This is a genomic window from Micromonospora vinacea (assembly GCF_015751785.1).
In the GTDB taxonomy this organism is placed as follows: Bacteria; Actinomycetota; Actinomycetes; order Mycobacteriales; family Micromonosporaceae; genus Micromonospora; species Micromonospora vinacea.
In genome coordinates this window covers 6,148,095-6,173,737 of the sequence record NZ_JADOTY010000001.1, presented here as the reverse complement: position 1 = coordinate 6,173,737, position 25,643 = coordinate 6,148,095, and the positions used below count along the sequence as shown (strand labels likewise).

Genomic DNA, 25,643 nt, shown 5'->3' with positions numbered 1-25,643 from the left:
GCGTGTGGGTCACCGTCTGCCCCCGGCGAAGATGTGGTCATGAGCGAATCCACACTGCCCAGGCGTGTCGTCGTCACCGGTGCCACCGGCAAGCTCGGCCGTGCCGTGGTCTCCCACCTGCGCTCCGTGGGCGTCGACGTCCTGGCTGTCGACCGCGTCGGCGGACGCGACCCCCGCGACGTGGACGGCGAGTTCCTCCTTGTCGACCTGACGGACTACGGGCAGGTGGTGGAGGCGTTCACCGGGGGCGCCGACGAGCACGCGGGCGGCGTCGACGCGATCGTGCACCTCGCGGCGGTCCCGGCTCCCGGGCTGATGTCGAACGCGACCACCTTCGCGAACAACTCCGCCGCGACGTACAACGTGTTCGCCGCGGCCAGGGCCGCCGGAATCAAGCGGGTCGTGTGGGCGTCGAGCGAGACGGTGCTCGGGCTGCCGTTCGACACCCCGCCGCCGTACGCGCCGGTCGACGAGGAGTACGCGCCACGGCCCGAGTCGACGTACTCGCTGAACAAGGCCCTGGAGGAGGAGATGGCCCGGCACTTCTGTCGGTGGGACCCGGAGTTGGTCATGGTGGGGCTGCGCTTCTCCAACGTCATGGACGTCGAGGACTACGCGCCGTTCCCCTCGTTCGACGCCGACCCGCGGCTGCGCCGGTGGAACCTGTGGGGCTACATCGACGCCCGCGACGGGGCCCAGGCGGTCGAGCGGGCGCTCGCGTACGACCAGCCCGGTGCCGACGTCTTCGTCATCGCCAACGCCGACACCGTGATGACCAGGTCCAGCGCCAGCCTGATGGCCGAGGTCTACCCGGGCGTGGAGATCCGTAAGGAGCTGGGTGAGCACGAGACGCTGCTCAGTATCGACAAGGCCCGCCGGGTGCTGGGGTACGAGCCGCAGCACTCCTGGCGGGACCACGTCGACGTGCTGTAGGTCAGCGCGCCGCCTGGTAGGCGCGGCCGACGGCGGTGGCGGTGCTGCCGGTACGGAACAGCCCGGTCTGGTCCTTGTCGGTGGCGGGCAGGCCGAACCACGCGTACCGCTGTAGCCAGGACAGCCCACCCAGCATCCGGGTGGCCGCGGTGAGGAAGGCGGCCTGCTGTGCCTGGGTGGGGAAGCGGACGCCGTTGGAGAAGTCGATCAGGGCGAACTCGGTGAGCCAGATCGGCAGGTTGTACCGGTCGTGCACGGCCTGGAGGTACGACCTGAGCTGGTTGACCGCGTTGGCAGTGGTGAAGTCGCCGCCGTACCAGTGCAGGGCGATGAAGTCGACACGGTAGCCGCGCTGCTTCGCCCCGGCCATGAACCGGTCGAGCCATTCGCCCGGCCGGTCGCCGCCCCAGGCCACCGCCGGGCTGCCCAGCGGAAGGCCGGTGGCCTGCAACTGCGGCCACAGCTCCAACGCCTGCTCGACGGTCATCTCCGCCTGGCCCTTCAGGTCCGGCTCGTTGAATCCGAGCAGGTAGCGGCCGTTCTTCCTGGCCTGTTGCAGGTTGGTGGCGGTGACGCTCTTCGCCCCCCAGATCATCGGGACGAACTCGGCGCCCTTCGGGCTGGTGACGCCCGAGTGGGCCACGTCCCAGGTGTAGTACCAACTGGCTCCGGAGTTGGCCAGCGCCTGGCTGACGCCGTCGAAGGTCCACACTCCGACGCCCTTGCGCTTCGAGGTCACCGCCGGGCCAGCCGGGGCGACCGGACGCCCGGTCGTCGGCTTCACCGCCGGCGTCGGTGTCGGGGTCGCCCCCGCCGGGCTCGTGGTGGCGGTGGGCGTGGTCGCGCTGGGCGCGCCGGGTTGCGGGCTCGCGGGCGGCGGCGCGTCGAGCGCCTGCGTCGCGGCCGGGGCGGGCGTCGGCCCGGTCGGCTGCACCACGACGATCACACCCGTCACCAGTACAGCGACCACGGCCGCCACCAGGAGCGGCCACAGTAGCCGCCTCGCGCCGGTCGGGAGGCGGCCGAGCGGCCCGCGTCGGGGTTCCGCGTGGACGCCCCGGTTTCCCCTCGCGGCGTCCGCTTCACCCTGGCCGGTTGCGCGCATCGTCTCGACTCCTTCACGTGGTAGTACCGCTACCTGGTGCAGACGGTGACGGAAGGTCCGCCACCTGCCTCCCCTCAGGAGACTCGCCGGCCGCATCGGGATAACGATTTCCACCACTGATGTCGACCGTCGATCACCACCTGGTTCTCCGACAGCACCAACCACCCTGGCCGGGACGACACCCGGTCCCGGTCCGACGGGCTCGCGGCGGCGGCCCTTACCACCCGGCCTGTGCGGTCAGGGTCTGTCGCAGGTACGTCTTCGGCCTGGACCCCACGGTCGAGCCGACGACCTCGCCCTGACGGAACACGAGCAGGGTCGGCAGGGACATCACCCGGTAGCTACGGGTCGCTCTGGGGTTCTCGTCGGAGTTCAGCTTTGCCACGACCATCCGGTCACCGAACTCTTGGGCCAGTTCGGCGAGGCTCTTCTCGATCGCCTTGCAGGGCGGACACCAATCCGCCCAGAAGTCGACGACCACGGGCCGGTCGCTGGCCAGCACCAGCTCCGCGAACGTGTCGTCGGTGACGGTGACCAGCGAGCCTACTTCCGCCTTCTGCGGCATGTTTTCTCCCGGTGTGCGATCGCATGGGTGAGTTGACTGTGCAGTTGCTGGCGGACCGCGCCGAGCCGGTCGATGACGAGGTCGACCTCGACGATCTTGCGCCGCAGCACCAGCACCGAGTCCGGGCAGACGTCACCGGACGTGTTGCCGGCTCGGAGGCAGGCGACGAACGGGCGGACATCGTCGAGGTCGAACCCGACGTCGAGTAGCGCCCGGATCTCCCGCACGACGCGTAGCTCCGCCTCGTCATAGATGCGGTAGCCGTTGGCGGAGCGCTGCGCCCGTACCAATCCGTGCGCCTCGTAGTAGCGCAGAGTGCGAGGGCTCGTGCCGGCCCGCTCAGCCAGCTCGCCGATCAGCATCCGACCTCCTCCATCGGCCCGTCGCGACCACGCTAAACCTTGTCGTCAGCGTCAAGGCAAGGGCCGGGCGGGGCCCGGCGAGGTGCCGGGGCGAGGCGACGGTCGTCAGCGGCGCAGGGTCGTGGACGGCGTCTCGCCGAATCGGCTCCGATACTCGGTCGCGAACCGACCGAGGTGCACGAAGCCGTGTTGCAGGGCGACAGTCGTCACGGACGCCCCCGGCGCGGCCGAGCGGAGCGTGCGGTGCGCCGCGTCGAGCCGGCAGGTCCGCAGGTACGCGGTCGGCGTGGTCTGCAACTCACGGCGGAAACAGTCCTGCAGCGTTCGGACGCTCACCCGGAGCGCCTCGGCGACGTCACCGACGGTCAGTGCCTCGCCGTGGTGGTCGGAGATCAGGGCGCAGGCCCGGCGGACGAGACGCCCGGGTTGGGCGTGCTGGGACGGCTCGGCCAGCAGGTGGGAGTGGCTGTGCCGGTGGGCCAGCAACAGCTTGCCGATCAGTCCCTGTTCGAACCGGGCGGCGACCTGCGGGTGGTCGAACAGGGATGCCGGTTGCGACAGCTCGTCGGCGAGGAACGCCACCCCGCGCGCCCACGCCTGCGCTGTCGGCGTGGTCATGAGCATGCCGACGTCGAGGCGGACCGGGTCGTCCACCGGGTGGCCCAGCAGCCGGGCGAGTTCCCGGTCGACGGCGTGCCGGTCGGCGTAGAAGATCCGGTGGGGCGATCCCTCGGACCACCGCATGTCCGACGGGTCGTACGGGGACAGGACCGAGGCGACCTCGGGGGTCGAGGTCACGATCTGACCGGCGTGCCGGACCGTCGTGCTGCCGGCGCTGGGGATCTGGACGAGATAGAAGGTCTCCAGCGCGGGCGGTTGAATGCGGACCGCCTGCCCGTAGTCGAGGTCGATGACGCCCACCCCGCCCGCCCGGCGAGCCGCCATCCGCAGTCGCACGTTGTGCACGCCCGGCTGGGGGGTCAGCCGGTGTGGACAGAAGACCCGGCCCACCTCGGCGCGGGCCTGGTCGACGTCGTCCGTGCGGACCGTCACGGCATCCATCCGACACCTCCCGGGCGTCCCGTCGCGCTGACCGTAAGGCGTGAGCGGGCCGGACCAGACCGGAAAGCCGTCGACCCGACAGGAAAAGGGGCCGGCTGCGTACTGCGGACAGTGCCCGCGTCGCGCGGATAGCGACCATCCCGGCCTGCCCGCTAGCGTTCGACCACCGCTGGCGGTCGGCGCCGGCACCGTTTCGTACGTCCTTCGGAGGAGATCATGAGGATTGCCGTCGTCGGTGCCGGATTCGCCGGTGTCAGCGCAGCGAAGGTGCTGCGGCAGAGCGGATTCGACGTCACCGTCTTCGAGCGGGCGCCCGACGTCGGCGGGGTGTGGAGTCGCACCCGCCGATACCCCGGCCTGCACACCCAGAACGACAAGGGCACCTACCACCTCTCCGATCTGCCGATGCCCGCCCACTACCCGCAGTGGCCGTCCGGTGAGCAGGTGCAGCAGTACCTGGAGAGCTACGTGGAGAAGTTCGGGCTGGCCAGCGCGCTGCGCCTCTCCACGGAGGTCGCCTCCGCCGAGCTCGTCAACGACGAGACCGGGTGGCTGGTCACGTCGCGGCCGGCGGGCGCCCAGGACCCGCTGACTGTGGAACGGTACGACCACCTGATCGTGGCCAACGGCATCTTCTCCGACCCGGTCGTCCCGTCCTTCGACGGGCACGCGAGCTTCGAAGCCGCAGGCGGGCGCGTCCTGGCGACGGGGGAGTTCCACGACATCGAGGCGGCCCGAGGTAAGAACGTCCTCGTGGTGGGGTACGGCAAGTCGTCCTGCGACGTGGCGGTCCCGGTGAGCGAGGTCGCCGCCCAGACCCACGTGGTCGCGCGCGAGCTGCTCTGGAAGATGCCCCGCAAGCTCGGTGGTGCTCTCAACTACAAGTACCTGTTGCTCACCCGGATGGGTGAGGCGCTCTTCCGCTACCTGCACCTGAAGGGCTTTGAGCGGTTCCTGCACGGTCCGGGGAACGGTCTGCGCCGACGCATGGTCGACAGCGTCGGCTCGGTCGCCACCCGGCAGCTCAACCTGCGCGAGCTGGGTCTCGTGCCCAACGGCAGCTTCGAGGACATCGCCCGCAGCACGGTCAGCCTCGCCACTGAGGGTTTCTTCGAGCGGGTGACCGACGGCCGCATCGCCGTGCACCGGGAACAGGTGATCACCGAGCTGCTGGTCGACGGTGATCGGCCCGCCGCCCGCCTGGCCGACGGCACGGTGCTCGCTGCCGACCTGGTGATCTGTGGCACCGGCTTTCGCCAGCACGTGCCGTTCTTCGACGACGCGTTGCACGCCCGGCTCCAGGACGACGCCGGCAACTTCATGCTCTACCGGCAGATCCTGCCGATCGGCGTGCCGAGGCTGACGTTCGCCGGCTACAACTCGTCGTTCTTCAGCCCGCTCAGCGCGGAGATGGCGGCGGTCTGGACGGCCGCGTACCTGCGGGGTGGGCTCACAGTGCCGACCGAGGTCCGGATGCGTGACGAGGTGCGCGCCCGGCTGTTCTGGATGACGAAGCGCACCAACGGACGACACGCTCGCGGCACGAACATCATCCCGTTCTCGATGCACAACGTCGACGAGGTGCTCGACGAGTTGGGGCTCAACGTCGGCCCGCTGACCCGGGCCCGGCAGTGGCTGTTCCCCGTCGACCCGGGCTCGTACCGCAGGGTGACGGCGCAGATGATCCGGCGTACCGCCGACCCGGTATCTGCCATCAGCGACGAGGGTCCGATAAACATGGATAAAATACGCAGATAGGGATCAGGTGGGGCCGGTCGGTGAGGAGGCTCGGGGACGATGGCAGCGGAACAGGGTCAGCACCGTCGGGTGCCCGTGCCGGCGGCCCTGGCCGGCTGAGCTGTCTCGCCGTCCGTGTTGACGCGCACCGCGTTCTTTCGTGGGCTCGGGGACAGCAAGAGCCCACGCTCGGCGACCGTCCTGGAACTGCTGTTCGACATCGTCTACGTCTTCGCGTTGGCCCGTCTCGCCGGGCGGGTCGCGGACGACCTGACCATCGTCCGGCACACGCTGCTGTCCGAGGCGGGCCAGACCGTCCTGTTCTTCACGGCGATGTGGATGATCTGGTCGCTCAATGCCCTGCTGGCGAGCACCTACGACCCTCGACGCCCCGATCTGCAGGCCGTCCTGCTGGCGACGATGTTCGGCACGCTGGTGCTGGCTGTCACGTTGCCGCAGGCCTTCGGCCAACGCGGCGTGATATTCGCCTGCACCTACGTCTTCATCCAGGTCGGCCGGCCGCTCTTCCTGGTGTTCGCCCTGCGGGGTCACGCGGGTCGCGCGTTCTCGCTCCGGGTGCTGACCTGGCACCTGGCGTCCAGCGTGCTATGGATCAGCGGCGGCATCAGTGGTGGTCTCGGTCGGGGCATCTTCTGGACCATCGCCCTCGCCATCGAGCTGATCGGCGCCGCCACCACCTACCCCCTGCCCCGGATGGGCGGGAGACAGCTCATCAGCTCGGGGGTCACTGTCTCGCAGGAGCATCTCGCCGAGCGGTACAACCAGTTCTTCATGATCGCCCTCGCCGAGGTGGTGCTCGAAGCCGGCGCGGCGGTCAGTTTCCCGGGCTTCACCACCGGGGGGACCATCACCCTCGTCGCCGCGTTCGTGGCGGTCGTCTCGTTCTGGCGCATCTACTTCTACCACGTCAGATCCGGCCATGCCTCGACCCCCAGCGGGGAGGGGATCCAACTGTCGCGGTGGGCGAGCTACAGCCTGCTGCTGATCGTCGGTGGCATCATCTGCACCGCCGTCGGCTTCGGACAGGTCATCGAGGATCCACACCCTCCGATCGACTGGGCTCTGGTGGCCATCATCTTCGGCGGGCCGGTGCTGTTCCTGATCGGGCGGAGCGCCCTGGAGCGGGAGGACCGATCCGCACCGCGGTGCCGGGCGCTGTACTACGGCGCGGTGGCGCTGGTCGTGGCAGCCCCGCCGATGGTGCTGCTCCCGCCGGTCGCCGTGGCGGCCGTCGCGGCGGCGATCCTGGCCGGCATCACCGTGTACGACCAACGTGCCCACAAGCGCGGGGCGGAGACCAACCCGACGCTGTGACGATCCGTTGCGAACCGCCGACCAGTCCGCGTATGGTCGTCGGGCACGCCGTCGAGCTGGAAGGAGGTCAGAACAATGTCCGATGTTCTGCGCCCCCTCCGCGCTCCGGCGTCCGCGCGGATCTGACCCGGGGCGCGCGCTTCCCGGAGGACCAACCCCATGACTGATCTGGTCATCCGTCCGCTCGTCGCGGGCGAGGAAAACCTGTTCGACTCCATGCCCGATCCGCTGCCCCAACTGCGCCAGGTCGCGTACGCAGACGGGATCGCCGGTGGCGGCTACCGGCCCGAGAACACGTGGGTCGCGCTGCGCGCCGGCCGGTTGGTGGGCCGGGCCGCCTGGCTCCTTCCCCCGCGTGCCGTCGGTGCCCCCTGGCTGGACCGGTTCGACCTGGACGCCGAGCCGGAGGTGGGCGCCGAGCTTTTGCGCGCCGCCCACGAGGCGCTGGGCGGCCCTGGTCTGTACTACGCCGCGCTGCCGGCGCACTGGCGGCGTCGACCCGAGGTGCTGGCCGTGGTGCGGGCGCCCATGGAGGCCGCCCGGCTCGCCGGGCTGGTCGAGCGGGGGGAGCGGCTCCGCTGCTCCTGGACGGGCACGCCCCTGCCAGCGTCCTCCGGGCGGTACGACTTCCGCGCGCCCGTCGACGTGGCGGAGATCAACGCCCTGGTCGCCAGGGTCGTGGAGCCGGACGTGCTGACCGGTGTCGAGATCGCGCGGGTGGTCGGCGGCGTCGACCTGGCCACCGACCCGCTGGCCTGGCTGGGCGAGAACACCGAGGAGTGGCGCGTCGCGGTGGACGCCGGTAAGCCGGTGGGCCTGGCCGGAACGGCCGGCGATGCCTGCTTCCCACTGCTCGCCTATCTCGGCCTCCGCGACGAGGCGGCCCGGCCCGAACTGCTGGCCGAGGCGGTCCGGGTGCTGGCCGCCAGCGGTGCCCGCGAGGTCATCGCCGATGTGGAATCGCACCGGGTGGCGGTGCTGGCGGAGTTGGAGCGGACCGGCTTTCGACAGTTGCGCTCCCGGGTCGTCTTCGCGCCACCGAACAACCAGGAATAGCTGACCGGGTGCGCCCGGTCACCCGGGCGCACCCCCTCAGCCGGCGCCGAGCGCGGCCCCTGTCAGCATCTGTCCATGCCGGAGATCATCGCGCTTCTCGTCGGCGGGTTGGCGCTCGTCGCGGCGGCGGTCGCCGGGCTCTATCTCTGGCCGGTGGGCCGCCGTGGGCTCCGGGTCGCGCCGGCCCGACCGCTCGACTTCGACACCGCCACCCGTGCCGCCGCGACCATCATCGCCGCCGAGGCTGCCGATCCGGCGGTCCGACCGGAGTCACGCAGCCGCCTGCTGAGCCACGGCTCCCGTACCGGCCGGGCCGTGCTGCTGTTGCACGGATACACCCTCGCGCCCGAGCAGTACGAGGGGCTGGCCGAGGAGTTCTTCCAGCGTGGGTACAACGTCTGGATTCCCCGCGCGCCCCAGCACGGGACCGTGGACCGGCGGGCCCACCACCGGGTCGAGGCCGGTGAGCTGACCACGTACGCCGCGCAGGGGTGGGCAGTCGCGGCGGCCCTGGGCGACGAGGTCGGCGTGGTGGGGATCTCCGGCGGCGCCGTGCTGGCGGCCTGGTTGGCCCAGGTGCCGGGCAACGTCGTACGGCATCTGCTGTTGCTCTCGCCGTTCTTCGGCCCGAACCCGCGACAGGCGCCGGCCTACGCGGTCAAGCCGCTCATCGTGCTGTACGGGCGTCGCGTCCTCCGGGACCGCGTCACGTCGCGCGGCTACTCCCTCGCCGCCGTCACCCAGTACCTGACGATCGCCCGTACGTTGCCGAACCCCGCCCGGGGGAACGGGCTGCGGACCGCGGCGGTCGCGATCAGCCCGCTCGACGGCGTGGTGGACCTCCGGGCAGCGGTCCGGGTGCCGCGCCGGATCGCCGATGCGAACGCGATTCCGCTGCGGGTGTGCACCCTGCCGGCGACGTTGGGCGTCGAACACAACACCCTCAACCTCGCTGCCCTCGGCGCCGACGGCGACGAGTGGCGCCGGCGGTACGTCGCGCTCTACGAGGGTGAGAACGCGTCGGCCTCCGGGCTCGCCGGGACGACAAGCATCGGCGAGTGACGGTCGACGACGCCGTGGTGGCAGGTGAGCCCCTGCCATCACGGCGTCGGTCGGTCATGCCCGGACGGTCTGTCGGCGCTGCCGCCAGGCGAGGCTCGCGGCCTGCAGGACGAAGAAGACACCGCCGGCCGCGGTGTAGACGATCAGCATGCTGAGGCTCGGCTCCGCGCCGAGGGCAGCGGGCAGGTAGGTCGCGCCGGCGATGACCGAGAGGGCGCCGGCGACCAGCATCGGCCACTGGCGGCCGAGTTCCGGGCTGTTGCGGCGGATGGCGACGGTGAACTGGGCCACGCCGGAGACGATCGCCCAGACGCCGAAGGTGAAGAGTACGGCGCCGATCCCGCTGCTGGCCGCCAGTCCCAGGGCGAGTGCCGCCAGGGCGCTGAGCGTGGTGTTGAAGATCTGCAGCTTGCGGGCCGGGGTGCCGGGATCTTCGCGGGCGTCGAGCAACGAGGCCACCACGTCGATGAGTGGATAGGCGATCAGGAGGACCACGGTGGTGGCGGTGAGCGAGTCGCTGACTGTCGAGAATCCGGCGGCCCAGGCGATCGCCACGAGGCCACGGACGAGGTAGATGCGAAAGAGGGGAGACATCCGAGGGTCAGCTTTCTGCCGGTCGTGTCGGTTACCCAGACGACTCTTCCGGCCGTGCCGCTGCATGGCCCCAGGGAGACACCCTGGCCGAGGCACTGGCCTCCGACCGACTGGCCTTCAGCGCACTGGGCCGGTGACCCCAGGGCGCGGGCCAGGGGATCTCCCTGGGGCGACCGGTGGGTGCCGCGCGCGACGGTGAACACCGGACGGCGAACGGCGTCCGGTGCCACAGAGGAGTGAAGATCGTGGATTTCAAGCTCGAGGTCATCGTCCTGCCGGTCTCGGACGTGGACCGGGCCCGGGACTTCTATCAGAAGGTCGGCTTCCGGCAGGACGTCGACTACGTCGCCCCGGACGGCTTCCGCGTCGTGCACTTCACCCCGCCCGGTTCGGCATCCTCGATCATCATCGGTGACGGGGTGTCCGACGCCGCGCCGGGCTCGGTGCAGGGGATACACCTCGTCGTGGACGACGTGGTCGCCGCCCGCGCGGAACTGGTCGCCCGTGGAATCGAGGTGAGCGAGGTCTTCCACGACGCCGGAGGCGTGTTCCACCACGCCGACACCCGCGACCGGGTGACCGGCCCGCAGCCGGAGCGACTGTCGTACAGCTCGTTCGCCTCGTTCAGCGACCCGGACGGCAACGGCTTCGTCCTCCAGGAGGTCACCGCGCGGCAACCGGGACGGATCACCCACGTCGTCTACGGCTCGGTGCCCGAGGTGGAGCAGGCCCTGCGCGACGCCGCCGCGGCGCACGGCCGGCACGAGGCGGAACTCGGTCACGAGGACGCGGACTGGCCGATCTGGTACGCCGACTACATGGCCCGGACCGCCGGCCTCGGCGCCTGATTTCCGCGCGGTCCCTCGCGCAGCCGACGCGCGGGGGGCCGCCCTTTGAGCTGGCCGGACCCGGGATCGGTGATCTCACTCGGTGTACCCTCCGCCGGGGAGGATGACGTGCCGAGTAACACCGAGGGTTCCGCGCTGCGGGGACGTCGGCGCGAGCGGGACACGCTCGACCGACTCCTGCGTGACGTTCGCGCCGGGCACAGCCGGGTGCTGGTACTCCGCGGCGAGGCGGGTGCCGGTAAGAGCGCACTCCTGGACTACCTCAGCGAGCATGCGTCGCCCGGTCGGGTGACCCGGGCCGCCGGGGTGGAGCCGGAGTCCGAGATCGCGTACTCGGCGCTCCAGCAACTCTGCGCGCCGCTGCTCGGTCACCTCGATGGGCTGCCGGAGCCGCAACGGCTCGCCCTCGCCACCGCCTTCGGGCTGAGCCCCGGCGACCCGCCGGAAGGGCTGCTCATCGGCCTCGCCGTCCTTGGGCTGCTCGCCGAGGCCGCGGCGGAACAGCCACTGGTCTGCATCGTGGACGACGTGCAGTGGATGGACCGCATGTCGGAGGTCATCCTCACCTTCGTCGCCCGCCGACTGGACGAGGAGTCGATCGCGCTGGTCTTCGCCTCCCGCAGCCCGGGGGACGAACAGATCCTCGGCAGCCTGCCGGAACTGCGGGTCGACGGGTTGCCGGCCGCGGAGGCGCGGGCGCTGTTGGATTCGGTGCTACCCGGGCCGGTCGACGACCGGGTCCGAAACCGGATCGTCGCCGAGACGCGCGGCAACCCGCTCGCCCTGCTCGAGCTGCCACGTGGCCTGACACCAGCGGAGCTGGCGTTCGGGTTCGGCGGACAGGCCGCAGCACCCCTGGCGAGCCGGATGGAGGAGGGCTTCCGACGGCGCATCACCGCGCTTCCGGCGAACACCCGCCAACTCCTGCTCGCCGCGGCGGTCGAGCCGGTCGGCGACGTGACGCTGCTGTGGCGCGCCCTGGAGCGGTTGGGGGTCGGACCTGACGCCGCCGCGCCGGCCGAGGCCGCGGGACTGGTCGAGTTCGGGGCGAGGGTGCGGTTCCGGCACCCGCTGGTGCGTTCGGCCGCCTGGCGGTTGGCCGAGGCCGCCGACCTGCGTGAGGTGCACCGTGCGCTCGCCGAGGCGACCGATCCGGATCACGACCCCGACCGCCGCGCCTGGCACCGGGCGCACGCCGCCGTCGGGCCGGACGAGGAGGTCGCTGCCGAACTGGAGCGTTCGGCCGGTCGCGCCCTCGCCCGGGGCGGCCGGTCCGCCGCCGCGTCCTTCCTCGAGCGCGCCGTCGCGCTCACCCCGGACCCGAAGTCGCGTGCCGCACGCGCCCTGGGTGCCGCGCGGGCCCGACTCGACGCGGGAGAGCTGAATCAGGTTCCGGACCTGCTGGCGGCCGCCGAGTTGGGTCCACTCGAACCGTTGCAGCGGGCCGGGGTGGAGCGTCTGCGGGCCCAGGTCGCGTTCGCGTTCAACCCCGGCAACGCGGCAGGTCCACCACTGCTCGCGGCCGCCCGCCGGCTTGAGGAGCTGGATCGCGCCTCGGCGCGCACCACGTACCTCTCGGCGGTGGGTGCCGCCGTGCACGCGGGCCGGCTTGCTGGCGGCGACCTGCGCCGGGCGGCCGAGGCGGCCCGCGGCGTGCCGGCCGGCGACGAGCCGGCCGGCCTGTTCCTGACCGGCCTCACGGCATGGACCCTCGACGGGTACGCGCACGCCGTTCCGTATCTCCGCCGGGCTCTCGAAACGATGACGGCGGACGAGAACCTGCACCTGCTCTGGCTGGCCGGGCCGGTCGCGCACGAGGTGTGGGACGACGCCGCCTGGTTCCGGCTCACCGAGCGGGCGGTCGGCTTCGCCCGTGCCACCGGTGCGCTGTCGCTGCTGCCCACAGCGTTGGCGTTCCGCTCCGGCGCGCTGGTGTTCGCGGGTCGGTTCGTCGACGCGGCCAGCCTGGTCGACGAGGCCGATGCCCTCGGCCAGGCCACCGGGATGGCCATGCATCCGTCCGCCTCACTCACCCTGGCCGCCCACCGTGGCCGGGAGTTGCCCGCGATGGAGCTGATCGACGCCACCGTCAAGGACGCCGACGCGCGTGGCGAGGGGCGCCTGCTCGGCCTGGCCGGCTACGCCAGGGCGGTGCTGGCCAACGGGCTCGGCCAGTATCCGGCCGCGCTGCATGCCGCGCGTCAGGCGACCGAGTACGTGGACCTCGCCGTGTTCAACTGGACGCTCGGTGAGCTGGTCGAGGCCGCCGTCCGCGCCGGAGAGACCGAGGTGGCCGCCGAGGCCCGCGAGCGCCTCGCGGAGCGCACCGGCGCCGCCGGCACGGACTGGGCGCTCGGCGTGCAGTCCCTCGCCGACGCCCTGACGGGAGCGTCGGGGAGGGCTGAGGACCGGTACCGGGAGGCGATCGAGCGGCTCACCGGTGGCCAGCTCGGTCTGCAACTGGCCCGGGCCCGACTGCTGTACGGCGAGTGGTTGCGTCGGGAGAATCGCCGCGCCGATGCCCGGACTCAACTGCGTGCCGCGCACGAGGCGTTCGCCACGATGGGCGCGGAGGGCTTCGCCGAGCGGGCGGGCCGGGAACTGCTCGCCACCGGTGAGACCGTCCGCAAACGGACCCTCGGTGAGCCGGTCGCGCTCACCCCGCAGGAGGCGCAGATCGCCCGACTAGCGGTGGCCGGGCAGACCAACCCGGAGATCGGTGCCGCGCTGTTCCTCAGCCCTCGTACCGTCGAGTGGCACCTGCGCAAGGTCTTCACCAAGCTCGGCATCGGGTCGCGCAGGGAGCTGGCGGCGGCCCTGCGCGACCGCTGACCGCAGGTAACGGACCCCCTCGTTCAGTGACTGAGCACGACCTTGCCCGACAGGCGGCCGGCGGCGTGACGGCGGTGCACCTCGACGATCTCTGTCATCGGGAGGTGCTCGCTGACGCCTGACGAGATCCCGTCGGCGTCCACCCGGCGGGCAATCTCGTTGAGGTGGGCGGGATCCCAGCGGACGGTCATGACCATCGCGCGCACCGCGGGGCGGCGGTCCGTCGCCGCGGCCGAGGTGATGGAGACCAGACGACCCCCCGGCTCGATGAGGGCGACGAGCCGATTCAGGCCGGACCCGTCGATGGGTGCCGTGTTGAACACAGCGTCGACCGGCTCGGTCAGCCGGTCGACCGTGTAGTCCAGGATCTGGTCGGGGCCGGCCGACTGGGCTGCCGTGATGCTGGCCGGGCCCGCCACTCCCAGGACGGTGGCACCAGCCAGCTTGGCGAACTGCACGGCCAACCGACCGACGCCGCCGCCCGCGCCGTTGACCAGGATGCGCTGGCCGGGCCGGACCCGCAGGTGGTCGTGAATGCCCTGCCAGGCGGTGAGCCCGGCGATCGGCAGGGCGGCGGCGTCGGCGAGCGGGATGCTCGTTGGCGCGGGGACCACCATCGCCGCCGGAGCGACGGTGAACTCCCCGGTTGCGCCGTCCGCCGGTCGTGGCAGGGCCGCGATGACCCGGTCGCCGACCGCATGGCCGGTGACACCCGGGCCGAGTTCGACGATCGTGCCAGCGACGTCGGTGCCAGGGATGTGCGGCATCCGGACGGGATGGGAATGATGCAGGACACCGGCTCGGATGACGGCGTCCGCCGGGTTGAACGACGCGCCCGCGACGTTGATCAGGACCTCACCGGAACCGGGGACGGGCACGGGTGCCTCCTCGTAGCGGAGCACCTCCGGTCCGCCGTACTCGTGCATTCGGATGGCGCGCATGTCTTCCTCCAGCGGGGTGTGCGGCAAAGGGGGGTGCCCGCAGCCACGACCCGGGCTGCGGGTTCGTGGCCGCGGGCACGAGGGTGGGTCAGCCGGCGACGAGCTTCTGGGCGTACTCCGGGTTGGTGTAGTCACGCCAGGCGGCGATCCTGCCGTCGCGGATCTCGTAGATCGCCATGTTCATGACCGGTGCCACCGGTCGGCCCGGCAGGCCGAGGCCGTGGACCTGCTCGGCGATCACGACGTCGCCGTCGACCGCCTGGTGCACTGTCGCGAACTGGACCTCCGCGAACATCCCGAAGACGCCGCGCCACACCTCCACGACCGCGTCCCGGCCGCGCACCTGCTGGTCGCCGTACGCGTGGAAGACGACATCGGGGTGCAGGTAGGGAACGAGGCGGTCCGCGTCCCTGGTGTTGAACGCCTCGACGAACTCACGAACGAGGGTGTCGTTGCTCTGTGCCATGTCCGGTCCCTTCACTTGGTGGGCTGGGTGGCGCCGTTGAACACCGGCGGGGTGTAGCCGGCCGGCTTGTCGCCGATGCCGAGACCGGGGCTCACCACCCAGGACTGGTACTGCGGGGTGAACATCACGTAAGGCCCCCCGAACTGCGGCGCGCTGGCCTCCTCGAGCCGGCGGCGGGCGTCGGCCGGGATCTCGAAGTCGAGCGCCTCGAAGTTGCTGCCGACCTGCTCGGCACTGCTCGCCCCGATGATCACCGAGGCGACGGCGGGCTGGGTGGCGACCCAGTTGATCGCGACCTGGGCCATGCTGCGACCCAGGTCGGCGGCCACGCTCTCCAGTGCCTCGATGACCTGCCACTCGCTGGGGCTGACCTCGCGACCTCCGGCGTCGGGATTGGTCAGCCGGCCGCTGCCGCTCAGACCGTCGCCGGTGCGCCGGTACTTGCCGCTGAGCAGGCCGCTGGCGATTGGGCTCCACGCGGTGAGCCCCATGCCCATGGTCTGGGCCATCGCCACGTACTCCGCCTCGATGCCCCGGCTGACCAGGGAATACGGGAGCTGCAGATTGATCATCGGGGCCAGCCCGTGCGCCTCGGCGTAGCTCTGCGCCCGGGCGGCGTACCAGGCCGGTACGTCGGAGAGGCCGGCGTAGCGGATCTTGCCGGCGCGCACCAGGTCGTCGAGGGTGTGCACGACCTCCTCGACCGGGGTGATCCGGTCCCAGGTGTGCAGCAGGTACAGGTCGATGTAGTCGGTGCCGAGCCGGCGCAGTGACGCCTCCACGGCCCGCATGATGTGCTTGCGGCCGTTGCCGCTGGCGTTCGGGTCGGTCGGGTCGACGGTGTTGGTGAACTTGCTGGTCAGCACGAGCCGTTCCCGGACACCGGCCCGGTCGATCAGGCGGCCGAGGATCTTCTCGCTCTCCCCGGCGGTGTAGAAGTCCGCCGTGTCGATGAAGTTCCCGCCCGATTCCAGGTATTGGCGGAAGATCGGCTCGGCCTCCGCCTCGGTCTTGCCGTACGCGGCGTGGAACCCGTCGACGCCGAAGTTCATGGTGCCCAGCGCCAGCCGGCTCACCCGCAGACCGGACCGCCCGAGCAGGTAGTAGTGGTTCATCGTTGCGTCCTCCCGATCGTGGTGTCGGCCCGTGGCGGACCGCGCTCCAGACCTTTGCTCGCCAAAAATGGACCTGCAAGTCCAAACCTGCGGCTAGGGTTGGACCGGCAGCCGAGGGCGGATGCTGGTGACGGAGGTCTCATGACACGCGCGTTGACCCGCAAGGGCGAGGCGACCCGGGCGCGGATCGTCGCCGGTGCCGCCGCCGAGATCCGTGAGCGCGGCGTCGACGACGTGCGCCTTGAGGATGTGATGGCCCACACCGGCACCAGCAAGGGTCAGCTCTTCCACTACTTCCCCGACGGCAAGGAGGAGTTGCTGCTCGCTGTCGCCCAGCATGAGGCCGACCAGGTGCTCATCGACCAGGAGCCGATGCTCAGCAACCTGACGTCCTGGCCGGCCTGGCTGGCGTGGCGCGACCGGCTCGTCGAGCGCTACCTCGCACAGGGGGTGAAGTGCCCGCTCAACGGTCTGCTCGGCCAGACCGGCCGGCGGGCGCCCGGCGCGCAGGCGATCGTGACCGGTCTCATGTGGCGCTGGCAGGCAGCGATCACCGAGGGCATCCGGCAGATGCAGTCGACCGGGGACATCGCCCCGGACGTGGACGCCGAGCGCGCCTCGGCGGCGTTGCTGGCGGGCATCCAGGGAGGCGTACTGCTGTTGCTCTCCACCGGCAAGATCGATCACCTGGAGGCCGCCCTCGACCTCACCATCGAACGCCTGCAGGCGAGCGCCCGCACCGCCTGACGGCCCGGTCGGCGGCGGCCCGGAGCGGGATCGCTCCGGGCCGCCGATCTCAGGTGTCCTCAGGCCATGACGCAGCGGTAGTTCGCCGCCGCCTTCGGGTCGCCGTGACCGGTGAAGCGGGCCACCTGCGGGTACCGGCAGGCGTTGCGGGTGACGCTGCCGTCGGCGCTCGACGTGTCGAGGGTGGCCGGGGCCTGACCCTTCTCCACCCAGTCGACCAGCGCGTCCAGCTCACCGGTCGGCTGTGGGCCGGGGCCGCCGCCGCAGTGGGCCACGCCGGGCAGCAGGAACAGCCGGTAGAAGTCGTCGACCCGGCGGTTGCCGCCGGACACCCGGTTGACCCGCTCGCGGTAGTCGACGGTGCCCTGGGTGGGCACCAGCTGGTCGGCCTGGCCGTGCCAGCTGAGCAGCTTGCCGCCGGCGCGGGCGAACTCGGACAGGTCGGGATCGTCGGTGCCGATGACGTCGTTGTAGCGCTCCTGGGATTCGCGGAAGATCTGTGCGAACCGCTGGTAGGTCAGTTTCGTGGTGTCGAACGAGGGATCCTGCTGCACGAAGTACTTGACCCAGGTGTCGGCGACGGTGAACGGCTCGCCCGCCTTCGCCAACCAGTCGAAGGTCGCGCCCTTGTTCGGCCCGTACCAGAGCTTCTTGCCGGTGGGGGAGACCGGTCCGGCCCAGATCTTGCGGACCGCGTCGGCGGTGGCGGCGGAGATCGTGATCTCCTTGCCCTCGCAGACGACAGTGGTACCGATCAGCCGCCGGGTGTCCCAGTGACAGTCCTGCGGATCGTCGATGATGCCGTCGGCAACCCCGTCGAGAGTGTCGCAGGCCTTCGTCGCGGCGGCGTTGAACGCCTCCAGCTCACACTGGGTGGGCTGGACCTTCTCCTCGTTGAAGACGACCTGCGGCCACAGCGTGGCGACCGCGAACCGGTCCCAGTTGACCGCCGGCGCGTCGGCGAGGATGCCCTGGAAGTCGGTGGGGTGGTCCTGGGCCTCCTGGTAGCCCTGACGGCCTCCCGTCGAGCAACCGTTCCAGTAGGCGTAACGCACCGGAGTGCCGTAGAACCTCCTGGCCACGTCCTTGCCGACGACGGCCATGTCGTGCAGCGAGCGGGAGGCGAAGTTCTTCAGCAGCGGTGTGTTGACCGTGCCGGCCGCAGTGAGCGCCCAGCCGCTGACATCGGCCGGATTCTGGCCGATGCCGGCATCGGTGGCGGCGGCGACGTAGCCGTTCTTCACGGCGCTGACCAGCGGGGCGCCGAAGTCACCGGCGAGGTAGGCGCTGCCGCCGATGGCCTGGAACCGGCCGGTCCACAGTCGCGGGTCCTGTGGCAGCGAGACCTTGACCTGGACATGGTCATGAACACCGGGGTGGGTCAGGGTGACAGTGATGTCGCACCAGGCCGGCACATCGGTGATCGGCGGCGGCGCGTCGAGCGGGGGTACGGCGGGGAAGGTGACCGTTCCGCCCGCGTGCGCGACCGCCGTCACCGACTCGACCGTGGCGCCAGCGGGCGGGGCGACCGGCACCGCCGCACACGTCGTAGCGGAAACGGTGCCGCTGTCGCGCGCATCGGCCGCCATCGGCAGCAGGACGGCCGACAGCGGCACGGCAGCCGCCATCAACATGATCAGTCGTCTTCTCATGCCCGTCACCCTCGCCGGAGTCCACGATCCTCACCCCAGGGAGTTGCCCTGGGGTGAACCCTGGCCGTTATGGAGCAGCCCACACCAGGGACCGACACCGGAGTTGTGCCGAGTAGCTTGAGTCGTGCCGTCTCTCAGCGAGCGGAAGACCGTGAAAACCATTGACGTCGACGTGCTGGACAACCCGGCGTGGGCCTCGCTGACCGGCCCACACGCACTCTTCGCCGAGGTACGCGTGCAGGCCGCGCGGTCTCCGTCCGAGGCGGTACCGGGTGACCGGCACGCAGGAAAGGCACGTAGATGAATGACGACGAGCGCCGCCCACCGCTGGTGCTGCTGCATGGCCTCACGTTCGACCGGCGACAGTGGGATCCGGTCCGGCGTGAGCTTGCGGTGATCGACCCCGCCCGGCAGGTGCTCGCTCTCGACCTGCCCGGTCACGGCGATTCACCGCGGCGGGCCTCGTATCGGATGGCGGAGGTCGCCGAGGTCGTGCACGACCGGGTGACCGAGGCGGGGCTCGTTGAGCCGGTCGTGGTGGGGCACTCGGTGGGCGCTGTGGTCGCCACGACGTACGCGGCCCGTTACCCGGTGCGTGGCGTGGTGAACCTGGACCAGATCCTGCTGCCCGGCCCGTTCGGTGCCGCCGTACGCCAGAGCGAGCCGACGCTACGCGGCCCGGACTGGCGGCGGGTGTGGGACGGCATGCTGGCCGGGATGGGCATCGAGTCGTTGCCGGCCGAGGCGCGCGAAATCGTGACGAGCGCGACCGATCCCCGGCCGGACCTGCTGCTGGGCTACTGGGACGAGATCCTGCACGGCTCCGACGAGGGAATTGCCGCCGAGCGGCACCGCGCGCTGCGATCCATCGGCGAGCGGGCGATCCCCTACCGCTGGGTGACCTCGTCCGAGCCGCCGGCCCGTTACCTGGCCTGGTTGACCGAGACCCTGCCGGAGGTTGCGGTGACCGTGCTACCCGGTAGCCACTTCCCGCACCTGGCCGAGCCGGCGACGATCGCCCGGCTGCTGGCGACCGGCTGAGAGCGGTCGGTCGAGCACATCGCCGGGAACGACGGCAGCGAAAGCTGGACCACGGGCGGCGAGTTATTCTTGCGCCCGAGTTGCCGGAGATCGGAGCAGGCGTGGCAGGTGACGACGACATCTCCGGGTGAGCACCCGGACCGGCCGCCGACGGGCGCGTGATCGCGCCTCCGTCGCCGCGGCCTCCGTCGTCATGCCCTGCTCCCGCCGGTCGCCCGTGTGCGCCCGGATCTTCGCTCTCCGAGGGTTCCCATGTCTGTTCGACCTGCTCTCGTCGCCCATGACCTCGTACGGGTCCGCGGCGACCGCCGGGTGCTCGACGGCGTCTCCCTGACCGCCGCGCCCGGCCACCGGATCGGCCTGATCGGTGAGAACGGCACCGGCAAGACGACAGTGCTGCGGGTCCTCGCCGGCGCCGACGAACCCGACTCCGGCACCGTCGCGCGCCCACCACGTCTCGGCTTCCTGCACCAGGAAATGCCCCACGCCCCGTCCGTGACCGTCGCCGCCGTCCTGGACGACGCTCTGCGCGGGGCCCGCACGGATCTCGCCGAGCTGGACCGGCTTGGTGCCGCCCTGGCCGAAACGCCGGAGGAGTCCGAGCGGCACGCCGGACTGCTGGCCGCGTACGCCGAGGTTCTGGAACGGGCCCAGGACGGTGACGCCTGGGATGCCGACCGGCGTGCGGTGACGGTGCTCGACGGCCTCGGCCTCGGCGGAATACCCCACGACCGGAGGCTCGGCGCGCTGTCCGGCGGGCAGCGCGGCCGGCTGGCCCTCGCCGCCCTGCTGATCCGCCGGCCGGATGCGCTGCTGCTCGACGAGCCCACCAACCACCTCGACGACGCGGCTGCGGCGTTCTGCGAGGGTCAGCTCCGTGCCATGCCCGGGGTGGTCGTGGTGGCCAGCCACGACCGGGCCTTCCTGGACGCGGTCTGCACCGATCTCATCGACCTGGACCCGTCGGTCGACGGGCCGGTCCGCTTCGGCGGGGGCTACAGCGCGTACCTGGCCGCCAAGCGTGCCGAGGCGCAGCGGTGGCGCCGGCGCTACGACGAGGAGCAGGCGCAGCTCGCCGAGCTGCGCGAGGCCGCCGCCGTGACCGGGCACCGGGTCGCCCACGGCCGTGGCCCCCGGGACAGCGAGAAGATGGGGTACGGGCACACCGCCGGCCGGGTGCAGAACCAGATTTCCCGGCGGGTCCGGGATGCCACCCGCCGACTGGAGACGCTGGAGCGCGAACAGATCCCCTCACCACCGGAGCCGCTGCGCTTCCGCGCGCCTACGCTCGCCGGCGGCGGAGGCGACGAACCCGTCGTCACGATGTGCCAGGTGGAGGTCCCCGGCCGGCTGCGGGTGGAGCACCTCGTGTTGACGGCCAGCGACCGGCTGGTGGTCAGTGGCCCCAATGGCGCGGGCAAGTCGACCCTGCTCGCTGTCCTCGCCGGCCGACTCGCCGGCACCGGAACCGTGTGGCGACGGCCGGACCTGCGCGTAGGTCTGCTCACCCAGGACACCGTCTTCGACAATCCACTGCGGACGGCACGGGAGACCTATGCCGGAGCAGTCGGAGCCCAGCGGGCTGAGACCGTGCCGCTGTCGTCGCTCGGGCTGCTCGCACCGGCGGATCTCGACCGGCCGGTGGGCGACCTGTCGGTCGGACAGCGCCGTCGGCTCGCCCTGGCGGCGCTCGTCGCCGACCCGCCGGAGCTGCTCCTGCTCGACGAGCCCACCAACCACCTCTCGCCGACGCTCTGTGACGAGTTGGAGGAGGCCCTGGGTGCAGGCCCAGGCGCCACCGTCATCGCCACACACGACCGACGACTCCGCTCCCGGTGGCCCGGCCGAGAGTTGGCCCTCCCCGCCGGGGGGTCGCGAGCGCGGGGGTTGGAAACGTTTTCGTAACGGGCCCTTGACCTCTCCGCCATCTGCGGAGCAGACTCCCCGGAAACGTTTACAGCTATCGGGTGGAGGTGCCGGACGTGGGTCGTAAACGTTTACAGGAACCGGCGGACGGCCGGCCCACGGTGCACACCGTCGCCGCCCGCGCCGGCGTATCCATCGCGTCCGCCTCGCGGGTGCTCAACGGTGTCGGCGGCAGCCCCGAGACGATCCGCAAGGTTCGCGAGGCGGCGGCCGAGGTGGGCTACGTGCCCAACGCGATCGCCCGGTCCTTGCAATCCCAGCGAACCGGGCTCGTCGCGCTCGCGGTGGAGGACATCGGCAACCCGGTCTACGTGGAGATGATGCGGGCCATCGAGGCCGTTGTCGCGTCCTCCGGGCGGCAACTGCTGGTGCACGCCACCGGCGGACGGATCGACAACGAGACCGCCCTGTTGCGACGCCTGGCCAACCGCTACGTGGACGGCATGATCGTCTCGCCGATCCGGGTCACCGACGATCACCTCACCGCGCTGGTGGACAGCCCGGTGCCGGTGGTGGTCGTCGGTCAGCTCGGCGCGGACGCCCCGATCGACAACGTGCGTACCGACTCACGGCACGGTGTGGCGCTTGCCGTGGACCATCTCGTCGCCACCGGCCGACGGCGGATCGGCTTCGTCAACGGCCCCCTTGACACCGTCCCGGGCGCCGCCCGCGACGCCGGATTCCGGGCCGCCCTGGCCGGGCACGGCATTCCGCTCGACGACGAGCTGATCGAGGTCGGCGACTTCCAGTACGCGGCCGGCCGCGCCGCCACCGAGCGACTGCTCGCCCGCGCCGAGCCGGACGCGCTGGTCTGCGCCAACGACCTCATCGCGGTCGGCGCGCTGCACGCCCTGCTGGCCGCCGGTCGTCGGGTCCCGCAGGACGTCGCCCTGGTCGGCATGGACGACACCGAACTGGCCCGGATGATGTTCCCCCAGCTCTCCAGCGTCTCGCTCGGCTCGGCCGAGCGTGGTCGCCGGGCCGCCGAACTGCTCCTGCAACGCATCGCCGACGCCACACTGCCGCCGCGACGCGAGCAGGTGCCACCAAGCCTCGTCGTCCGCGCGTCCAGCATCGCGACGCTGCCGGCCCCCCGACCCGCCAGCGCGCCGGCCGGCCCACCGACCACCCACCCGTCCAGCGAAGGGGTGACCGCATGACCACCCTGGCCGAGCGGCCGGACGTCGAGCGGGCCGGGTCGGCCCGCCGGCCGAGCCGGTTCCGCTCCGACCGCACCACCATCTACCTGCTGCTGCTGCCGTCGCTGCTGCCGATCCTGCTGCTGTCGGTGTTCCCGCTGCTGCGGGGCATCTACCTCGGCTTCACCGATGCCCGCGCCGGCCGCAACGTCGAGGTCAGCTTCACCGGCCTGGCCAACTACCGGGAACTCCTCGGCGACGAGCTGTTCTGGAACTCCTTCAAGATCGGCCTGCTCTGGGCGGTCGGGGTGACGGTGTTGCAGTTCCTGCTCGCCCTCGGGCTGGCGCTACTGCTCAACCAGCAACTGCGGTTCCGAGGTGTGGCGCGGGTGCTCGCCGTCGTGCCGTGGGCGATGCCGCCGGTCGTGGTCGGCATCCTGTGGAAGCTCGTCTACCACCCCGACGCCGGCCTGATCAACGAGTTCTTCCACCGCATCGGCGCCGACGGGCTGCGGACGAACTGGCTGGGCGACTTCAGCACCGCCCTGCCCGCGGTGATCATCGTCGGCGTCTGGGCGGGCATGCCGCAGACCACAGTCGTCCTGCTCGCCGGCCTGCAGGGCGTGGGTCGCGAGCTGCACGAGGCGGCGGCGGTGGACGGGGCCAGCACCTGGCACCGGTTCCGGCACGTCACCCTGCCCGCGCTGGCGCCGGTGATCGTGGCGATCACCTCGCTGGACTTCATCTGGAACTTCAACTCGTTCGGCCTGGTCTACGTGCTCACCGCTGGTGGACCGGGTGGCAAGACGATGCTGCCGATGCTCTTCGCCTACGAGGAGGCGTTCCGCTACGGCAACTACGGCTACGCGGCGGCGCTCGGCAACGTCATGGTCGTGATCATCGTCGCGCTGCTCGCTGTCTATCTCCGTCGCCGGCTCAGGGAGGCGAACTGACATGTTCGGAAAACCGAGCCGCACCAGCCGGACGCTTCAGTACCTGGCGCTCGCCGGTTACCTGATCTTCCTCGGGTTCCCGTTGGTCTGGCTGCTCTCCACGGCGTTCAAGCCGCCGCGCGAGCTGGTACGCCTGCACCCGACGTTGATCCCGGACAACCCGACAGTGCAGAACTTCGTCCAGGCCTTCACCGAGCAGGAGTTGGGCCGGGCGGCGCTCAACAGCCTCCAGGTCTCCCTCGCCTCGGCGGTGCTGACAGTGCTGGTCGCCATGCCGGCGTCGTACGCCCTCGCCCGGTTCCGCTCCAAGCTCGGCACCGCCGCGCTGGGCTGGGTGCTGCTGTCCCAGCTCTTCCCGTTCGTGCTGCTGATCATCCCGATCTTCCTGGTGCTGCGGCAGGTCGGCCTGGCCAACACGCACGCCGGGCTGGTGCTGATCTACGTGGTCTGGGCGCTGCCGTTCGCGCTGTGGATGCTGCAGGGCTTCGTCCGCAACATCCCGAGGGAGCTGGAGGAAGCCGCCTCGGTCGACGGCGCGACCCGGGTGCAGGTCCTGCGGCGGGTGGTCTTCCCGCTGCTCGCCCCGGGCCTGGTCGCGACAGCGCTGTTCTCCTTCATCTCGGCCTGGAACGAGTTCTTCTTCGCGCTGGTGCTGATCAAGACCCCGGAGCTGGCCACCCTGCCAGTGGCGCTGGCCCGGTTCGTCGGCATCGAGGGCACCGCCCGGCTGGGACCCCTGGCCGCCGGCTCACTGCTGGCCACGCTGCCCAGCCTGATCTTCTTCGCGTTCATGCAGCGCCGGCTGTCGTCCGGGTCGCTCGCGGGCGCGGTCAAGGGCTGACCGTCCCCCAACCACCACCATCAAGGAGGTAACCCCCCATGCTCCGTACCCGATTCCGTCGACTCGCGGCGGCCGCCGCGGTCGCGGTCATCGGCCTCGGCGCGCTCACAGCGTGCGGTGCCGGCGACGACGACGAGGCCACCTCCGGCCCCGCCAAGCTGCGCTTCCTCAGCCTCGCCTGGCAGAAGGAGTCGTTGCAGGTCAACAAGGACCTGGTAGCCAAGTGGAACGCCGAGCACCCGGACATCCAGGTCGAGTACGTCCAGGGTGACTGGAACTCGGTGCACGACCAGCTACTCACCTCGTTCGAGGGCGGCGACGCGCCGGACATCGTGCACTACGAGGCGTCCGCGATCGGCGAGTTCAGCAAGCAGGGGTACCTGGCCGACCTCTCCGACCTGGTCTCCGACGACCTCAAGGGTCAGATCGACAAGGGCATCTGGGACACCGCCACCGTCGACGGCAAGGTCACCGGTGTGCCGTTCCTGCTGGAGTCGCAGGTCGTCATCGCCAACAAGAAGCTGCTCGACGCCGCCGGTGTCGCCGTGCCGCCGGCCGACGGCGGCTGGACCTGGGACGAGTTCCAGGCCAACGCGCAGAAGCTCACCAAGCCAGGCCAGTACGGCGCGGCCTGGGCGTTGAAGTCGCCGACCAACCGGGTGCTGAACCTGGCGCTCAACTACGACGGCAAGTTCTTCTACGGCGACGGTGGCCGCACCGAGGTCAAGGTCGGCGACGCGGAGAAGGAGATCCCGAAGCGGATCCACGACATGCTCTACACCGCCAAGTCCGCCTCCCCGGAGGCGCTCGGCATGAGCGGCGCGGACACCCTGCCCGGCTTCTTCGGCGGCAAGTACGCGATGCTGCCCGGCTCGGTGTCGCTGCGCCAGCAGATGGTCGAGCAGGCGCCGGCCGGCTTCGAGTGGGTCACCCTGCCCCCGGTCAAGGGGCTCTCCACCAAGCAGGCCGCCAACCCGCAGACGCTGTCGATCTCCGAGGACAGCAAGCACAAGAAGCAGGCCGCGCAGTTCCTGGAGTACTTCCTGAACCCGACCAACATGGCCGCCCTGGCCAAGGGCGACTGGCTCGTGCCGACCGGCAAGCAGGCCAACGAGGAGTTGGTCAAGCTCACCGCCGGCAAGCAGGGCTGGGACGTCGCCGCGGACAGCGCCGCGGACCTGACCGTCGCCCCGTTCCAGCAGGCCGACGGCTACCCGGAGTGGAAGACCAAGTACGCCACCCCGGCCCTCCAGCAGTACTTCGCCAACAAGATCACCCTCGATCAGCTCGCCACGCAGCTGGTCGACGGTGGCAAGCAGGTTCTGAGGTAA

24 protein-coding genes are annotated in these 25,643 nt (G+C 71.1%); 15 read left to right on the top strand and 9 right to left on the bottom strand.

All coding sequences use genetic code 11. From position 1 onward, the window contains the following. The first annotated feature begins 39 nt into the window (after window positions 1-39). Window positions 40-933, top strand: a complete 894-nt coding sequence (locus tag IW249_RS28895) for an NAD-dependent epimerase/dehydratase family protein (RefSeq protein WP_196923657.1) — start codon at window positions 40-42, stop codon at window positions 931-933. A gap of 1 nt (window position 934) precedes the next feature. Here IW249_RS28895 and IW249_RS28890 read toward each other — a convergent pair whose 3' ends face one another. The 4 genes from IW249_RS28890 to IW249_RS28875 form a co-directional block, all read right to left on the bottom strand. Further along, window positions 935-1,903, bottom strand: coding sequence for a glycoside hydrolase family protein (locus IW249_RS28890; RefSeq protein WP_307788740.1), 969 nt, complete (start codon window positions 1,901-1,903; stop codon window positions 935-937). A gap of 352 nt (window positions 1,904-2,255) precedes the next feature. Further along, the gene (gene trxA / locus IW249_RS28885; protein WP_269215343.1) at window positions 2,256-2,603 is read right to left on the bottom strand and encodes a thioredoxin; all 348 of its coding nucleotides are present in this window, start codon (window positions 2,601-2,603) and stop codon (window positions 2,256-2,258) included. Next, a complete protein-coding gene (locus tag IW249_RS28880; RefSeq protein WP_196923655.1) occupies window positions 2,582-2,965 on the bottom strand; it encodes a MerR family transcriptional regulator in 384 nt (127 codons plus the stop codon). Before IW249_RS28880 ends, trxA begins: the two co-directional genes overlap by 22 nt. Before the next feature lie 105 nt (window positions 2,966-3,070). Continuing rightward, a complete protein-coding gene (locus IW249_RS28875) occupies window positions 3,071-4,027 on the bottom strand; it encodes an AraC family transcriptional regulator (RefSeq protein WP_196923654.1) in 957 nt (318 codons plus the stop codon). 216 nt (window positions 4,028-4,243) lie between these two features. Between IW249_RS28875 and IW249_RS28870 the strand changes: the two genes are divergently transcribed. From IW249_RS28870 to IW249_RS28855, 4 genes are all read left to right on the top strand, one after another. After that, on the top strand, window positions 4,244-5,785 hold the full coding sequence (locus IW249_RS28870) for a flavin-containing monooxygenase (RefSeq protein ID WP_196923653.1): 1,542 nt from the start codon (window positions 4,244-4,246) through the stop codon (window positions 5,783-5,785). Between the two features lie 114 nt (window positions 5,786-5,899). Continuing rightward, entirely contained in the window at window positions 5,900-7,099 is a 1,200-nt protein-coding gene (locus tag IW249_RS28865) for a low temperature requirement protein A (RefSeq protein ID WP_196923652.1), read from the top strand. Between the two features lie 159 nt (window positions 7,100-7,258). After that, on the top strand, window positions 7,259-8,155 hold the full coding sequence (locus IW249_RS28860) for an acetyltransferase (RefSeq protein ID WP_196923651.1): 897 nt from the start codon (window positions 7,259-7,261) through the stop codon (window positions 8,153-8,155). A gap of 75 nt (window positions 8,156-8,230) precedes the next feature. Continuing rightward, window positions 8,231-9,217, top strand: a complete 987-nt coding sequence (locus tag IW249_RS28855; protein WP_196923650.1) for an alpha/beta hydrolase — start codon at window positions 8,231-8,233, stop codon at window positions 9,215-9,217. Window positions 9,218-9,271: 54 nt separating this feature from the next. On the opposite strand, the gene IW249_RS28850 is transcribed toward IW249_RS28855, so the two are convergent. Further along, window positions 9,272-9,811, bottom strand: coding sequence for a DUF308 domain-containing protein (locus tag IW249_RS28850; protein ID WP_196923649.1), 540 nt, complete (start codon window positions 9,809-9,811; stop codon window positions 9,272-9,274). Between the two features lie 245 nt (window positions 9,812-10,056). On the opposite strand from IW249_RS28850, the gene IW249_RS28845 reads away from it, so the two are divergent. Then, window positions 10,057-10,659, top strand: coding sequence for a VOC family protein (locus IW249_RS28845; protein WP_196923648.1), 603 nt, complete (start codon window positions 10,057-10,059; stop codon window positions 10,657-10,659). A 108-nt stretch (window positions 10,660-10,767) separates the two neighbouring features. Continuing rightward, on the top strand, window positions 10,768-13,491 hold the full coding sequence (locus IW249_RS28840; RefSeq protein ID WP_196923647.1) for an ATP-binding protein: 2,724 nt from the start codon (window positions 10,768-10,770) through the stop codon (window positions 13,489-13,491). Window positions 13,492-13,514: 23 nt separating this feature from the next. On the opposite strand, the gene IW249_RS28835 is transcribed toward IW249_RS28840, so the two are convergent. The 3 genes from IW249_RS28835 to IW249_RS28825 all read right to left on the bottom strand — a co-directional run bounded on the left by IW249_RS28835 (window position 13,515) and on the right by IW249_RS28825 (window position 16,013). Further along, window positions 13,515-14,432, bottom strand: coding sequence for an NADP-dependent oxidoreductase (locus IW249_RS28835; protein WP_196923646.1), 918 nt, complete (start codon window positions 14,430-14,432; stop codon window positions 13,515-13,517). A gap of 88 nt (window positions 14,433-14,520) precedes the next feature. Then, on the bottom strand, window positions 14,521-14,898 hold the full coding sequence (locus tag IW249_RS28830; protein WP_196923645.1) for a nuclear transport factor 2 family protein: 378 nt from the start codon (window positions 14,896-14,898) through the stop codon (window positions 14,521-14,523). An 11-nt stretch (window positions 14,899-14,909) separates the two neighbouring features. Further along, window positions 14,910-16,013, bottom strand: coding sequence for an aldo/keto reductase (locus tag IW249_RS28825; protein ID WP_196923644.1), 1,104 nt, complete (start codon window positions 16,011-16,013; stop codon window positions 14,910-14,912). Window positions 16,014-16,154: 141 nt separating this feature from the next. Here IW249_RS28825 and IW249_RS28820 point away from each other — a divergent pair, with 141 nt between their 5' ends. Continuing rightward, on the top strand, window positions 16,155-16,760 hold the full coding sequence (locus tag IW249_RS28820; protein ID WP_196923643.1) for a TetR/AcrR family transcriptional regulator: 606 nt from the start codon (window positions 16,155-16,157) through the stop codon (window positions 16,758-16,760). A gap of 59 nt (window positions 16,761-16,819) precedes the next feature. Here the strand turns inward: IW249_RS28820 and IW249_RS28815 are convergent, their stop codons facing one another. Then, window positions 16,820-18,412: a tannase/feruloyl esterase family alpha/beta hydrolase gene (locus IW249_RS28815; RefSeq protein WP_196923642.1), complete on the bottom strand. Its 1,593-nt coding sequence runs from the start codon at window positions 18,410-18,412 to the stop codon at window positions 16,820-16,822. 151 nt (window positions 18,413-18,563) lie between these two features. On the opposite strand from IW249_RS28815, the gene IW249_RS28810 reads away from it, so the two are divergent. From IW249_RS28810 to IW249_RS28780, 7 genes are all read left to right on the top strand, one after another. After that, window positions 18,564-18,716 (top strand): hypothetical protein, encoded by a 153-nt coding sequence (locus IW249_RS28810; protein ID WP_196923641.1) that lies wholly within the window; start codon window positions 18,564-18,566, stop codon window positions 18,714-18,716. Then, a complete protein-coding gene (locus IW249_RS28805; RefSeq protein WP_196923640.1) occupies window positions 18,713-19,453 on the top strand; it encodes an alpha/beta fold hydrolase in 741 nt (246 codons plus the stop codon). The genes IW249_RS28810 and IW249_RS28805 overlap by 4 nt, the downstream gene beginning before the upstream one ends. 252 nt (window positions 19,454-19,705) lie before the next feature. Then, window positions 19,706-21,358 carry an ABC-F family ATP-binding cassette domain-containing protein gene (locus IW249_RS28800; protein WP_196923639.1) on the top strand — a complete coding sequence of 551 codons (1,653 nt, stop codon included), beginning with the start codon at window positions 19,706-19,708 and terminating at the stop codon, window positions 21,356-21,358. Window positions 21,359-21,435: 77 nt separating this feature from the next. Further along, window positions 21,436-22,539, top strand: a complete 1,104-nt coding sequence (locus IW249_RS28795; RefSeq protein ID WP_307788739.1) for a LacI family DNA-binding transcriptional regulator — start codon at window positions 21,436-21,438, stop codon at window positions 22,537-22,539. Beyond that, window positions 22,536-23,471 (top strand): carbohydrate ABC transporter permease, encoded by a 936-nt coding sequence (locus IW249_RS28790; protein WP_196923638.1) that lies wholly within the window; start codon window positions 22,536-22,538, stop codon window positions 23,469-23,471. The genes IW249_RS28795 and IW249_RS28790 overlap by 4 nt, the downstream gene beginning before the upstream one ends. A 1-nt stretch (window position 23,472) precedes the next feature. Then, complete coding sequence (locus IW249_RS28785) at window positions 23,473-24,312, top strand: carbohydrate ABC transporter permease (RefSeq protein ID WP_196923637.1); 840 nt, start codon at window positions 23,473-23,475, stop codon at window positions 24,310-24,312. A gap of 38 nt (window positions 24,313-24,350) precedes the next feature. Then, window positions 24,351-25,643, top strand: a complete 1,293-nt coding sequence (locus tag IW249_RS28780) for an ABC transporter substrate-binding protein (protein WP_196923636.1) — start codon at window positions 24,351-24,353, stop codon at window positions 25,641-25,643.